This window comes from Shewanella sp. MEBiC00475 (genome assembly GCF_005234075.1).
Classification (GTDB): Bacteria; Pseudomonadota; Gammaproteobacteria; order Enterobacterales; family Shewanellaceae; genus Shewanella; species Shewanella polaris.
In genome coordinates, this window is record NZ_CP039928.1 from 312,506 (window position 1) to 326,958 (window position 14,453).

The window sequence follows — 14,453 nt, forward strand, 5'->3', positions numbered from 1 at the left end:
AAGCCGGCTAATTAATTAGCCGGCTTTTTTATTAACAACAAATGTTAGATTAGAACTTCACACTTGCACGAACAAAGAAATAACGACCTAATACATCATAAGTATAAGGATCGGTATTTGAATCATTATTACCAGTATAGTAAGGAGGTTCTTTATCAAAGATATTGTTAACACCACCAGATAGACGAACAGTTTCGGTTACATCATAAGAACCAGAAAGGTCATGATAAGTAACACTGCCGACTGAAGGTGCATAACATGAAGAAGGATCATCCTTACAAGCTAATGAATCCATGCCATCAATATAACGAATTTCGTAGGTAGCACTCCAATCATCACCACTGGCCGTTAGGTCAAGGTTTGTTTTGATTTTAGCAAAAGCCCCAGCCCCACCCGTTATATAGCCACGATAATCAGTGACATTGCCGTCTTGATCAAACTCTTCATACTTATCTAAGATTGAAGTATCTAAGTTTGCTTTCCAGCTAAGCCCTGCAGCATCAAATACATACGCTATATTGATATCATAACCAGCGGTATTAGTTGCACCAATATTTTGTAAACCGTTATCAAAACTGATACGTCCGGTAGCATCAATTTCAATATTTGAGGCTTGACACAATGCAGTATCAGTGTTGATTTTAAGACCGTTTTCATCTAAACACTGATTTGCCACATAATTAGAATCAACCGCGGTAATAGTGTTAGAAATATCAATTTTATAGTAATCAAGTGTTAACGATAAACCCTCTACAAAACTAGGAGAGTAAACCAATCCAAGTGTTGTAATATCAGCTTCTTCAGGTGTTAACAACTCATTACCACCAACTGTCACTTCAGCTTGAGTTTGCTCACTTGCAGGATGAACAATTTGATCGAACGATGGAGAGGCACCACCGAATAATTCATTAACTGTTGGCGCTCGGAATGCTGTAGAACGACCACCACGGAACATTAGGTCGTCAGTCATGCGCCATGTTAAGCCCAATTTCCATGTTGTATCATCACCAAAGGTATTGTAATCGAAATAACGCATTGCAGCGCTCAAATCAACTTGTTGTGCAAATGGTAAATCACTTAATAATGGAATTGCTAATTCTGCGTATACTTCATCAACTTGAAAACTACCAGATGTAGCTTCAACACGTGGGTCATTAGCAAGACCTTGTGCTGTTAATGAATCTGGAGTGTAATGAGCAGACTCTTCACGGTGCTCAATACCAGCAGCAAAACCTAATACACCAGCCGGTAAATCAACAATATCACCAGAAAGTGTTGCAGCAAAAATGTCTAGTTCACTACCACCACTATTAACTTCAGTGTAAACGTAAGGAGCAATGCTATCACCTTCCCAAGAAGATTGTAGAAATGGATCAAAAGTGCCCTCTAATACTGCATCATCAATTGAACCTAAGTTATGTAGGTTTGCAAGGGTATCAACAGAATCGTTTTTACCTTTGTTATATGAAGCATCCCAAGTCCAACCGTTGTCAAACTCACCTTCTAAACCAAGGACAACACGAACAGTATCAACAGTTTGACTAAAATCACGGGTACCAGTCTCAACCATACGACGTCCATAATCCACTGATTCACCAGCAGCAATCCATGGAAGTAAATCATCAGTCATAAATCCACCAGCTGACTCTGGCTGATATGTCCATGTTGATTGATTCCAAATAGGTTGTGGTGCCATTTGCTGTTGAGACCAACGTTTAGAATACATTGCTTCAGAGAAGAATGTCATATTGTCTGACAACTCATATGAACCGGCAAAACTTAAGTTAATACGTTCCATTGGTGTTGATAAATAACTGTCTGAAGAATAGTTATATTTATCTTCGTCAGTATACTCATGATACTCACCACCACGACCACTTACTTCTGCAGTTTCACCCCAAATATGCCCACCTTGACTATACGAGCTACCACCACAATATAATTCTATGCTGCCAGCTTCACCCGTTTCAGAGATAGGACAGTCAGAAAAGTCACGGTCTGCTTGGCTTGCATCACCACGATTTGTATACTGGGCATTAATAACAACGTTACCTTTGTCAAACGTGTTACCCATAGTGAAATCAAGACTTGTCTCGTCTGCGTCACCTTGCCCACTCATACCCGTTTGAACATTCATTTCAAAACCATCAAAATCACGTTTTAAAATAATGTTAACCACACCAGCAATGGCATCTGTACCATAAACAGCAGAAGCACCGTCTTTTAATATTTCAACACGTTGGATCATTGATACTGGAATGGTATTCAAATCGACTGTTGATGCAGCACCTGTACCAGATGCAATCATACGGCGACCGTTGACTAATACGAGTGTACGGTTACTGCCTAAACCACGAAGGTTGATATTTGAATCACCACCGGAACCATTGTTTACGGCTGCGTTAGTCATCGCGCCGCCAGTAGAGGTCATTTGCTGTAAAATATCATCGATAGAAGTCGCGCCAGAAGAAAGAATTGCTGAAGCATCAATTACACTTACAGGACTAGCGGTTTCCATATCGGCACGCTTAATACGTGAACCCGTTACTTCTATTCTTTCTACTTTCTGAACTTGTTCTTCTGCTGAAACAACTGTTGATGCGAATAAACCTGTTGTCACAACACTTGTTGTTGCTACTGCTATTAAACTACGACGAATAGCCTTAGCCGTTAATGTTACTGAACTCATGGAAGATCTCCCTATAACTTATATAAATTAAATACAAGTAATTATAATTTTTATATTGATAACTGGTTAATCCAATTAACAAGCGACATTATTAACTAATAAAAAATCTTTAGTCAATATGAGTAACATGTGAACAACATCAAATACAACAACAGGTTTAAAGATTAATTTGACTTACAAAATAAAACTAAAAATCAGATACTTAATAAAATAAAGATACTAAACTGTTAATATATAGGCACTAACCAAGATTAAAAAAAACAAATAAAACACCGAAATTAAACATTTTGGTTAACAATGATAGACATCAAAGAGATCTACGCAACAAATATAAAACAATCAAGCTTAAATATGATCACCAATTAATATTATATTTTTTAATTTTTTTTATTAATTGTCTCTAAAAACCTCACAATGATGATTCGAAATTACTGATTATTTATTCAATAATCGACTCTACAGGACTTAATTAACAATTTTTATTCACAATTGAATATACAACCCACTATTGTAAATACCTTGCTTATACTAAATAACAACTAATACAGTTGCTTTTTAATGTAATACCAGAAGATTTAAAATTGAGATTTACATCAAAATTTCAGAATTATTAACAATAAGAACTACAATGTTAATTGTTAATAAAAAGTAATTTTTCTATACAGCCAATTATATGACAATGTAAAAATCGTATATCTCAAGCTGTATTTGGATTAATAAACTGTAATATGGAAATAAGAGTTTTAGCTATCAATCACATTTTTATTTATTGTGTGAAATAGCCCGTATCGAAATAATTATCATTCCAACTATAATTTCTAGGCGTTAAATGTAATGAATCGCAAGTAGGATGCACATAAATTTAAATCATGACATTTATTTGATATAAGCTTGATGAAGAAGGAATGCCCATTAACCAAACACAAATTATCTTCCTTAGAGTAATTCGATACTTTGCTATTTTATGAGTATTCTCATGGGATAATGAGTTTTGTGTATTAATCGTTCATTTATCCTTCGTTTGTTTAAACGGTGTTTTTCAAGATAGTCGTTTCGAGTTTGTCAACAAGTAAGTCGTTCTGTTAGCAGAGAAAGTATGTTTTTTCACATAAAATAATCTAGCGACAACTATCTTGAGCATATGCGTGTCATCTTTAAAAGACATATCTATCTCAATGATAAAAATAACAATGTAGATTACCCTACTTCGAAATTAATCAGCTCAAATTAGCTGTTCTATTGGTAATACTTGCTGGGATATTTGAATGTATAAGGAGGCCATTGTTAGATTATGTTATCTAATTTTTTTCTTCAAATAGAAATCAGTTAACACGATTACCTCTAAATAATCGCCAACACTTTCAGAATTGAACTCATACAAAAAATCGGTCACAACAATAGCTGTGACCGATTATGACAATGACGAGCTGCCGTAATGTTAAATATTTCTAAAACCTTTTTACTATAGGTAATACAAACGAACTATCTAACATTCACCTGTTTAAGATAGGATGAATGTTAAAACTTAACTGTTACACCACCGTAGTACTGACGACCAATAGTGTCATACACTTCTGGTACAGTTCCGCCATCACTTCCGTTAGATACACTTGATGGCTCTTCATCAGTGATATTTTTCACACCAGCACTTAAGGTAATCATGTCAGTGACATAATAAGTACCTGCTAAGTTATGGTAAAGAATGGCATCAACGTCATCACCAGTACCCAAATCTTCCATTTGACCAATATAACGGTTGGAGTAAATAACATTCCAGCTATCTTGACCAGCTTGGATATTAAAGTTGTTGCGAACTTCAGCGTAAGCGCCAAAGTTACCATCGATCATATTGGTGTAATCGATACCTTCCTGCTCGAAGTTTAATAAGTAAGTGGTATCATTATTAATTTTCCAGTCCAATGATAAAGCAGCAAAGTGATAGGCTAAATTAAAGTCTATACCGCTAGTGTCTTGACTACCTACGTTCGTTAACGTGCTCGTTAAGTCAGATAAATCACCATTAGAACCAATGTTGAAAGTTTCACATGCAGAGTCAGAAGCATCGGCATAACATGCATCAAGTCCGGCTTGGACGTCTAAATACGTGATCGCATTTTTCACTTTAAAACGCCAATAATCAACCGTTAGTGATAAACCATCAACATAACTTGGGGAGTAGACTAAACCTGCAGTATAAGAGTCTGACTCTTCAGCTTCTAAGTCTTCATCAGAGGTATAACGCACTAGAATTTGAGAATCTTGTTCATTGCCCCATGGATCGGTCAAATAATCGTAAGAACCTGAATCCCCACCGAATAGCTCACTGATGCTAGGCGCACGGAAACCGGTTGCAGCAACAGCGCGAAGCATTAAATCATCAGTTGCTGCATATGTTAAACCCACTTTCCAAGTGGACGCTTTACCAAATGTAGAGTAATCATCATAACGAAGAGCAAATTCACCGGTTAATTTTTCAGTAAAAGGAACACTAACCTCTTCAAACACAGAAAATACATCGTAATTACCGCTCGTTGCATCTTGTTGTGCTGCAGTACTGTCACCAGCGATAGTCACTTCATCTGGATTATAATAACCACTTTCATAACGGTATTCTGCACCAATTGCAAAGGCGACTGCACCTGCACTTACGTCAAATAATTCACCATTTAAACCAGCAGAAACAACATTCAATTCATTGCCGCCATTTGAATTATCGGTATAACTAATGTCATTAACAATCGAATCCGTTAATGAATCACCGCTGAACCATGCATCTTGATTTGCATAAACTGATTCTGACAAAAGGGTTGCATTGATTGAATTATCAACACTCGAATCGGCCTTGTTTTTACCGTAGGTATAAGTGACATCCCAATTCATTCCAGTATTGATATCAAGTTCACCTGCGAGACCTGCTGATATACGGTATGTGTCGGTATCTTGAGAATAGATTCGAGGTCCTGCATCGCTGATACGACGACGGTATTCAACACGGCCAGTATCATCAGCAGCAATGCCACCATCGGTCATTGCATCGTTAAGTGTTACACAAGAACCGTCAGTATCGGAGTCACACACATCTAACATTACAGATGCTGGTTGTGGCGCGAGTTGTTGGTTAGATTTACGTTTAGTGTAAAGTGCATCTGCAGTTAACACTAAATTGTTATCCAACTCTTGAACCATGTTAGCAAACAAACTATAGCGTTCATTAGGTGTTTGATAATAACTGCTAGTGGTGTAATCGTATCCAGTTGTACGATCAACCCACTCACCGGCATCATTTTGAACCATGTCATCTAAAGAACCTGTAGGTATAAAAGAACTATAACCTGGTTCAGTCCAACTGCGGTCTGATTGAATAACACTTTCACGTTTGGAATATGCGGCACCAAATGTGTAATTACCTCCATCAGTGTTAAAACCGTATAAACCGCTGATTTCGCCAGTTTCACCGTCGTTTTCGCTGCTGGTACTACCATTAAGATCTAATTGAAAACCATCAAAATCTTTCTTAGTAATGATGTTAACGACGCCAGCAATTGCATCAGAACCATATACCGCTGATGCACCATCTTTTAAGATTTCAACACGAGAGATCATCGCAACAGGAATAGAGTTCAAATCAACGGAGCTATCAGCACCTGAACCAGAGTTAACCATACGACGCCCATTTAACAACACTAACGTACGTTGTGAACCCATACCACGTAAATCAACTTGCGCAACACCATCAGATCCATTATTGGAACTTGAACCTAGAGCGGCACCAGCCATTGACGTTTGAGCTTGAAGTAGTTGGTCAACTGAGGTGAAACCTTCAGCGCGAATGGCTTCAGCAGAAATGATGGTTACTGGAGAAGCGGTTTCCATATCTTGACGTTGAATACGAGAACCGGTGACTTGGATTCTTTCTACTTTCTGTTCATCTGCTGCAAATGCCAATGAAGAAAATAAGCCTGTTGTCACAACACTTGTTGCTGCTACAGCTAATAAACTGCGACGAACAGCCTTAGCCGTTAATGTTATTGAACTCATGAATAAACTCCCTATAACTTGAAATGAAATAAAACAAGTCGTTATATTTTTAATTATAAATAATTGCTGAACGCTAATTATTGGGAAACATTATTAATGATAAAAAAACCTTTAGTCAATAAGGGCAACAAGTGAACAACACCACATCCCCCCAAATAGAGATAATTAATTTGACTAACAATATACACATAAAAATCAATCATATAGCACTTTCATGACGGTTCTTTATTTAACTTTACTTTCAAAAACACAATATTAGACAAATATAAAACATATACAAATCAAATGTGTTAATAATTAAATACAAAAGTAAGTCATAAATAGAACATAATATTAAATAGACTCACAAATTAAAACAATTACTCATAAATTTCACATTTAATAAAATTATAATATTAAAAAATATTTAATATTATTTTTAAAAACATACCGAATAACATCACAATTTTTTTGATTATCTATTTATTAAAATATTCAATTTTATTTTTACTATAAAAGACCATTCAAAATGGTTTCTTAAACCTTGTTAATGAAAGCTGATACATCTATAAAACCCAATTTATTTGTTTATTTTTTATACTACAGAGGTGGCATTGGTGAGAATTAGAAAAGTTAACTAATTGACGATAGAAACATAACCTCATAACGAGTATCAGATAGCTAATGTTTACTCTATACATTCAAGGTAGTAATAGTTTGAACAGATTATAGTTATTTTTTTAAACTAATACCATTTCCATTAATTATGTGACCAATCAGAGTCGCTCAGACTGTTCAATTTGAGGCGCATTGTTGAAACAATGGTTATCTTTTAAAGCAATGCAACAAAGAAATGAACTGTCTGAGCGTCTCCTGCAAGGCGGGTTTCTGTGCCTTCTATGCTGCTTAATAGCATTTTGACGTACGACGGCATGGATGCAGGAGGTAGAGCAACGCAGGAGCAGTTGCCGAGAGCAACTATGCCTACAATCCTATTACTTGCCTAGAAGGCACAGAATTCCCGCTGAATGACCAGATAATTAGTGGAATTGGTATAACATGGTAATAAACTGGTTAAGAAAGAGGAACACCGAACAAAGAAGCACAAAAAAAGGAGCCGAGGCTCCTTTTTTATCAACTTACAGCAATAATTAACGAGTGCGTGGGCACACTTCGTCAGCGCTGAAGAAGTAAGCTATTTCACGTGCTGCTGATTCAACTGCATCAGAACCGTGAACTGCATTTTCGTCGATGCTTGCAGCATAGTCAGCACGTAAAGTGCCACGAGCAGCTTCAGCAGGGTTAGTTGCGCCCATGATTTCACGATTAGCTAAAACAGCGTTTTCGCCTTCTAACACTTGAACCATTACTGGACCAGACGTCATGAAAGAAACTAAAGCACCAAAGAAAGGACGTGCGCTATGTTCAGCGTAGAAACCTTCAGCTTGCTCTTTAGACAGGTGTACCATTTTAGACGCGATGATCTTAAGACCAGCGGTTTCAAAACGGTTGTAGATAGCGCCAATGTGGTTTTTAGCAACTGCATCTGGCTTGATAATAGAAAATGTGCGTTCGATGGTCATAACTAGCTTCCTTAATGTGAGCAAGTTTTAAAAAATTCGCGCGGATTATACGTAATTTAAGTGTATATTCCTAGCCTTATCCGCACTCGTCAGTATATTTCATCATTTAATTGCGTCACATTTATTAATATGGCGTAATTTATGCTTTATGTGATTGAAGATAGAGCTTATTGCCTAAGGTCTCGACTTAACAGCCTTATCTATATTCTTTTCCATGAAGCATATAATGGCGTCGGCCACATCCTTCTGAGTGGCTTTTTCAATGCCTTCTAAACCAGGGGATGAGTTTACTTCCATCACAACTGGACCATGGTTAGATCGTAATAAATCAACCCCAGCGATATTTAATCCCATTGTTTTTGCCGCACGAAGCGCGACTGAACGCTCCTCTGGAGATAGTTTAACAAGCGTTGCGCTACCACCACGGTGTAAGTTAGAGCGAAATTCACCGGGTTTAGCTTGGCGCTTCATCGCAGCAATTACTTTATCCCCTAGCACAAAACAACGAATATCCGCACCTTGCGCTTCTGCAATATACTCTTGCACCATAATATTGGCTTTTAAGCCCATAAAGGCTTCAAGCACGCTCTCTGCCGCTTTTCGAGTTTCAGCTAATACCACGCCTATACCTTGAGTACCTTCTAACAATTTAACCACTAATGGCGCGCCGCCGACCATATCAATCAAATCAGGAATATCACTGGGTTTGTTGGCAAAACCAGTAATCGGTAAACCAATGCCTTGTCGTGACAAAAGTTGCATTGAACGTAACTTGTCTCGTGAACGCGCAATCCCAATTGAACCATTAACCGCATATACACCCATCATTTCAAATTGGCGTAGTACAGCTGAACCATAAAAAGTCACAGAGGCACCAATTCGCGGGATCACCGCATCAAAATGGCCTAAGTTTTTACCCGCCATATGAATACTCGGTTTGGTCATATTGATATTCATATAACACTTTAGTGGGTTGATAACCTTGACTTCATGTCCTCGGGCAACGGCTGCCTCAACTAAACGTCGAGTAGAATATAATTGCGGGCCTTGAGACAGTATTGCGATGCGCACAGAGTGCTCCAAAATTGTAATTTTCCGGCATCATACTCTGAGTTTTTTTTAAATCAATAACTGGAATGAACACAAATAAAAAAAGAGTTAATCTGATCAGATTGACTCTTTTTTTGTGATCAATTACTCGTTAGAAGTGAGTGATTGAGACATTAATAAATCAACAAAGACTAGCCTTCGCTGACCATATTGACTGTGTATTTAGGAATATCGATAACCAAATCACAATCAACCACTTTGGCTTGGCACGATAAACGACTTTCTGGCTCTAGGCCCCACGCTTTATCAAGCATGTCGTCTTCTAGCTCATCACTTTCTTCCAGCTTATTGAAGCCTTCACGTACAACAACGTGACACGTGGTACAAGCACATGACTTTTCACACGCGTGCTCAATATTGATTCCATTGCGCAGTGCAACGTCTAAAATAGTTTCGCCAACTTCGGCCTCAAGAACTGCGCCATCAGGACAAAGCTCTTTATGGGGTAAAAATACTAACTGTGGCATTATTTCACCTATATGTTATCGACCGACTGCCCTTTTAGCGCCGCTCTAATAGAATTATCCATGCGTCGTGACGCAAAATCTTGGGTTTTATCATCTAGACTTGCAATCGCTTTCTCAATGGCATCTACATCATCTTGTTGTGCAACGGCATCAAGATGTCCAATCGCCACCATTAATTGTTCACGCTCTTGCTTATCGAGTAAATCAGAATCTTTAGCTAAAGCCGCATTAAGCGATTCTATCACCCGTGCAGCTTCAACTTTTTGCTCAGCCAACATACGACGAGTAATGTCTTCTTTAGCATACTTCATCGAATCTTTTAGCATGGTGGCAATTTCAGTGTCAGACAAACCAAATGAAGGCTTAACTTGAATGGTCGTTTTCACCTTGGTGGATTTCTCCATGGCGGTGACACTTAACAAACCATCAGCATCAACTTGGAACGTCACCCGAATATGTGCAGCACCTGCAGCAAGTGGCGGAATACCGTGTAAGGTAAAACGAGCCAATGAACGACAATCTTCAACAAGTTCGCGCTCACCTTGCACCACGTGAAATGCCATTGCAGTTTGGCCATCTTTAAACGTCGTGAATTCTTGTGCTCGAGCTACCGGAATAGTGGTATTTCGAGTGACGACTTTTTCCACCAAACCGCCCATTGTCTCAACGCCAAGTGATAACGGAATTACGTCGAGCAGCAGTAAATCTGACTCAGGTTTATTACCCACCAAAATATCAGCTTGAATAGCGGCACCAATAGCAACAACTCGATCAGGATCAATTGAGGTCAGCGGTGTTTTCTTGAAGAAGGCTTCAACTTGTTCACGCACTAAAGGCACTCTAGTTGAACCACCCACCATCACGGTTTCAATGACTTCATCTATACTGACACCGGCGTCGCGTAATGTGCGGCGACAGCTGCCAATGGTTTTTTTAACTAATGCGCCAATTAACTGATTAAATAAGCTCTTATCAACAGTACACGTTAAGATTTTTTCGCCTATAACAACTGATGCTTCAATATTGTCATTATTGGTTAATGCTTCCTTAACTCGACGAGCTTCAATCAGTAATTGTCGAGCCAGTTGATTGTTAGGCTCGGTAATGCCCCACACTGTTTGTAAATGGCTAACAAGCAGATGATCGAAATCATCACCACCTAGTGCAGAATCGCCGCCAGTGGCTAACACTTCAAACACGCCACGATTTAAACGCAGAACCGAGATATCAAATGTGCCACCGCCTAAATCATAAATGGCAATCACACCTTCTTGCTTTGAATCTAATCCATAAGCAATTGCAGCGGCGGTAGGTTCGTTCAGTAAACGTAATACCTTAACGCCCAACAATTCAGCGGCATCTTTAGTGCCTTGACGTTGTGCATCATCAAAATAGGCTGGCACGGTAATCACCACACCTTCTAACTGACCACCTAAAGTCGTTTCTGCACGCGCTATCAAGGGTTTTAAAATTTCGGCAGACACTTGTATGGGATTAACCGGCCCCATAGGAGTAGAGAATATGGGTAAGCCATTTTCACTCGCATTTAATGCGTAGGGTAACCGATGTACACCAGACTGAATATCAGTCAGGCTACGCCCCATAAAACGCTTAACAGATACGATAGTATTTTGTGGATCTAAAGCAGATATTTCTTGAGCTTCATAGCCAACAAGCACTCCGCTATCGCCATAATGCACCACAGAAGGCAACGAATGACGACCTTGTCCATCAGGTAAAGTCAACGCTTGCGCACTTCTTACAGCGGCAACAAGTGAGTTGGTGGTACCAAGATCAATCCCTACCGCAAGACGATGCTGGTGCGGTGCGGCGCTTTGGCCAGGTTCTGCAATTTGCAACAGTGCCATAATGTTCCAACTTGTTGTGTTATCGATTAGCTGAACTAATCATAAATAAGGTTAAATTTTAGGTCTATTTAGTCAAGAAAGCGGTCTTCTATTCGCGCCAACTCATCTTGCAATTTTGCCATAAACTTCAACTTACGAATTTGATCTGCCGCTAATAATGCATCAGCAACATCTTCACTTGCCAATAGAGCCGCTAATTTAGCAAATAATACCGACTCAAATTCAGCAAATGATTCATACAATTCATCAATGGATGCTTGCGGATCGCTACTTTGTTGTATGTCTTCCAGCGCTTCACGCCACTCCATTTGCTGCATCAAAAATGCACCATCTTTTAATGTGGTGGTTTCGTGGCTTAATTCAATACCACGTAAGCTCAACATATGTTCAGCACGACGTAAGGGATTTTTTAACGTTTGATAGCCATCATTAACTTGTGCAGTACGCTGAACTGATAACAACTTTTGTTGTTCGGTATCATTAGCGAATTTATCGGGATGTACCGCCCGTTGCAGTTCGCGATAGCGCTCTGCAAGTAAGGCGGTGTCGATATCAAAGGCAGGTACAACATTAAACAGATTGAAATAATTCATGGGCAGACATCATGCTTACTGTTTGATATAAAACGGCTTAACAGATAAATAATAGTTAAACGGTGAAACTCTCACCGCAACCACATTCACCCTTTGCGTTTGGATTATTGAACTGAAAACCTTCATTAAGGCCTTCTTTGACAAAATCAAGTTCAATACCTTGCAAATAAATTAAGCTTTTAGCATCAATGATGATATTCATACCATCGATATTATAAACTTCATCATCGTCATTGAGTTCGTCAACGAACTCAATGACATATGCCATACCTGAACAACCTGATGTTCTCAATCCTAGGCGCAAGCCAAGGCCTTTCCCGCGATTAGCAAGAAACGATCTTACTCGATCAGCCGCTGCAGGGGTCATTGAAATTGCCATCTTAACTCCAGGTATTACTTAGCTTGTTTACTTTTATACTCTTCAATTGCTGCTTTAATGGCATCTTCAGCCAAAATTGAACAATGAATTTTAACCGGTGGTAATGCTAATTCTTCAGCGATGTCAGCATTTTTAATGGTCGCGGCTTCATCAACACTTTTGCCTTTAACCCACTCAGTAACTAATGAGCTAGATGCAATTGCACTGCCACAACCATAAGTTTTGAATTTTGCATCTTCAATAATGCCATCAGCATTAATTTTAAGTTGCAACTTCATTACGTCACCACAAGCGGGTGCACCAACCATACCAGTTACTACTGATGGATCGTTTTTATCAAATGAACCTACGTTACGTGGGTTTTCATAATGATCGATTACTTTTTCGCTATAAGCCATGATACTGCTCCAAATTCTGTGTCGTTGTCCGTTTACGATTAATGGTATTACACTTAATTCAACTCAATCGAATTAGTGATGTGCCCATTGAACTTCGTTCAAGTCGATACCATCTTTGAACATCTCCCATAATGGAGACATTTCGCGCAACTTATCGATAGATTCAGTTATCGTTACGATAGCGTGGTCAATTTCTTCATCGGTAGTAAAACGACCTAAAGAGAAACGAATTGAGCTATGTGCCATTTCATCATTTAAACCCAATGCACGTAATACGTAGCTTGGCTCTAAACTTGCTGAAGTACAGGCTGAACCTGAAGAAACGGCTAAGTCTTTTAAGGCCATCATTAACGACTCGCCTTCAACAAAGTTGAAACTTACGTTAAAGATGCCGCTGTAGCGATGTTCCATATCACCGTTAATATAGGTTTCTTCGATATGTTTAATGCCATTCCACAATTTATCGCGTAAACGAGTAATACGTGCACCGTCTACAGCCATATCTTGTTTAGCAATAGCAGCAGCTTCGCCTAACCCAACAATTTGATGGGTTGCTAATGTGCCACTGCGCATACCGCGTTCGTGTCCGCCACCGTGCATTTGCGATTCAAGACGAATACGTGGCTTACGACGAACATATAACGCGCCGATGCCTTTTGGTCCATACATTTTATGGCCAGAAATCGAAATCAAATCTACTTTAGTGGTTTGTACATCAATCGGTATTTTACCTGCACTTTGTGCAGCATCCATATGGAAGAAGATACCTTTTGAGCGGCATAATTCACCAATCGCATCGATATCTTGAATCACACCTATTTCGTTGTTAACGTGCATAATACTGACCAAAATGGTGTCGTCGCGCATTGCTGCTTCTAAACGTTCCATTGGAATAAGGCCGTTAGCATCGGGTACCAGATAAGTCACTTCATAACCTTCGCGCTCTAACTGACGGCAAGTGTCTAACGTTGCCTTATGCTCAGTTTTGCTGGTGATGATGTGTTTGCCCTTTTTACTGTAAAAATGAGCAATACCTTTAATAGCAAGGTTACTTGATTCTGTAGCGCCTGAGGTAAAAACTATTTCACGGTGATCAGCATTAATTAAATCGGCAACTTGATTACGGGCGACATCAACCGCCTCTTCAGCTTGCCAACCATAACGATGTGAACGCGATGCTGGATTACCAAACACGCCGTCCATTGTCATGTGTTGCATCATTTTTTCTGCGACACGCGGATCTACAGGGGTTGTTGCGGCATAATCTAAATAGATAGGAAGCTTCATAACACACTCCGTACTTAGCAGTCTCAGGTGAGGCTACATACAACGTACAAATAATTATTATA

The 14,453-nt window shown here is 39.0% G+C and carries 10 protein-coding genes; all 10 read right to left on the reverse strand.

Features of this window, described 5'->3' with window-relative positions; all coding sequences use genetic code 11:
* Positions 1-49: 49 nt before the first annotated feature.
* The 10 genes from FCN25_RS01380 to FCN25_RS01425 all read right to left on the reverse strand — a co-directional run bounded on the left by FCN25_RS01380 (position 50) and on the right by FCN25_RS01425 (position 14,391).
* Entirely contained in the window at positions 50-2,689 is a 2,640-nt protein-coding gene (locus FCN25_RS01380; RefSeq protein WP_175405811.1) for a TonB-dependent receptor, read from the reverse strand.
* Between the two features lie 1,518 nt (positions 2,690-4,207).
* Entirely contained in the window at positions 4,208-6,727 is a 2,520-nt protein-coding gene (locus tag FCN25_RS01385; protein ID WP_137221282.1) for a TonB-dependent siderophore receptor, read from the reverse strand.
* 1,130 nt (positions 6,728-7,857) lie between these two features.
* Positions 7,858-8,289, reverse strand: coding sequence for a nucleoside-diphosphate kinase (ndk, locus tag FCN25_RS01390; protein WP_137221284.1), 432 nt, complete (start codon positions 8,287-8,289; stop codon positions 7,858-7,860).
* A 174-nt stretch (positions 8,290-8,463) separates the two neighbouring features.
* A complete protein-coding gene (rimK, locus tag FCN25_RS01395; RefSeq protein ID WP_137221286.1) occupies positions 8,464-9,360 on the reverse strand; it encodes a 30S ribosomal protein S6--L-glutamate ligase in 897 nt (298 codons plus the stop codon).
* 170 nt (positions 9,361-9,530) lie between these two features.
* Positions 9,531-9,866, reverse strand: coding sequence for an ISC system 2Fe-2S type ferredoxin (gene fdx / locus FCN25_RS01400; protein WP_137221288.1), 336 nt, complete (start codon positions 9,864-9,866; stop codon positions 9,531-9,533).
* 8 nt (positions 9,867-9,874) lie between these two features.
* Positions 9,875-11,734, reverse strand: a complete 1,860-nt coding sequence (gene hscA / locus FCN25_RS01405) for a Fe-S protein assembly chaperone HscA (RefSeq protein WP_137221290.1) — start codon at positions 11,732-11,734, stop codon at positions 9,875-9,877.
* A gap of 68 nt (positions 11,735-11,802) precedes the next feature.
* Positions 11,803-12,327: a co-chaperone HscB gene (hscB, locus tag FCN25_RS01410; RefSeq protein ID WP_137221292.1), complete on the reverse strand. Its 525-nt coding sequence runs from the start codon at positions 12,325-12,327 to the stop codon at positions 11,803-11,805.
* Positions 12,328-12,382: 55 nt separating this feature from the next.
* Positions 12,383-12,706 (reverse strand): iron-sulfur cluster assembly protein IscA, encoded by a 324-nt coding sequence (gene iscA, locus FCN25_RS01415; RefSeq protein WP_137221294.1) that lies wholly within the window; start codon positions 12,704-12,706, stop codon positions 12,383-12,385.
* 14 nt (positions 12,707-12,720) lie between these two features.
* Positions 12,721-13,104, reverse strand: a complete 384-nt coding sequence (gene iscU, locus FCN25_RS01420; protein ID WP_137221296.1) for a Fe-S cluster assembly scaffold IscU — start codon at positions 13,102-13,104, stop codon at positions 12,721-12,723.
* 72 nt (positions 13,105-13,176) lie between these two features.
* Positions 13,177-14,391: an IscS subfamily cysteine desulfurase gene (locus tag FCN25_RS01425; protein WP_137221298.1), complete on the reverse strand. Its 1,215-nt coding sequence runs from the start codon at positions 14,389-14,391 to the stop codon at positions 13,177-13,179.
* Positions 14,392-14,453 lie beyond the last annotated feature (62 nt).

Bases quoted from the DNA above. Each gene is read 5' to 3' on its own strand.
- FCN25_RS01380 (WP_175405811.1), bottom strand. From the start codon at position 2,689: ATGAGTTCAGTAACATTAACGGCTAAGGCTATTCGTCGTAGTTTAATA.
- FCN25_RS01385 (WP_137221282.1), bottom strand. From the start codon at position 6,727: ATGAGTTCAATAACATTAACGGCTAAGGCTGTTCGTCGCAGTTTATTA.
- ndk (WP_137221284.1), bottom strand. From the start codon at position 8,289: ATGACCATCGAACGCACATTTTCTATTATCAAGCCAGATGCAGTTGCT.
- fdx (WP_137221288.1), bottom strand. From the start codon at position 9,866: ATGCCACAGTTAGTATTTTTACCCCATAAAGAGCTTTGTCCTGATGGC.
- hscA (WP_137221290.1), bottom strand. From the start codon at position 11,734: ATGGCACTGTTGCAAATTGCAGAACCTGGCCAAAGCGCCGCACCGCAC.
- hscB (WP_137221292.1), bottom strand. From the start codon at position 12,327: ATGAATTATTTCAATCTGTTTAATGTTGTACCTGCCTTTGATATCGAC.
- iscA (WP_137221294.1), bottom strand. From the start codon at position 12,706: ATGGCAATTTCAATGACCCCTGCAGCGGCTGATCGAGTAAGATCGTTT.
- iscU (WP_137221296.1), bottom strand. From the start codon at position 13,104: ATGGCTTATAGCGAAAAAGTAATCGATCATTATGAAAACCCACGTAAC.
- FCN25_RS01425 (WP_137221298.1), bottom strand. From the start codon at position 14,391: ATGAAGCTTCCTATCTATTTAGATTATGCCGCAACAACCCCTGTAGAT.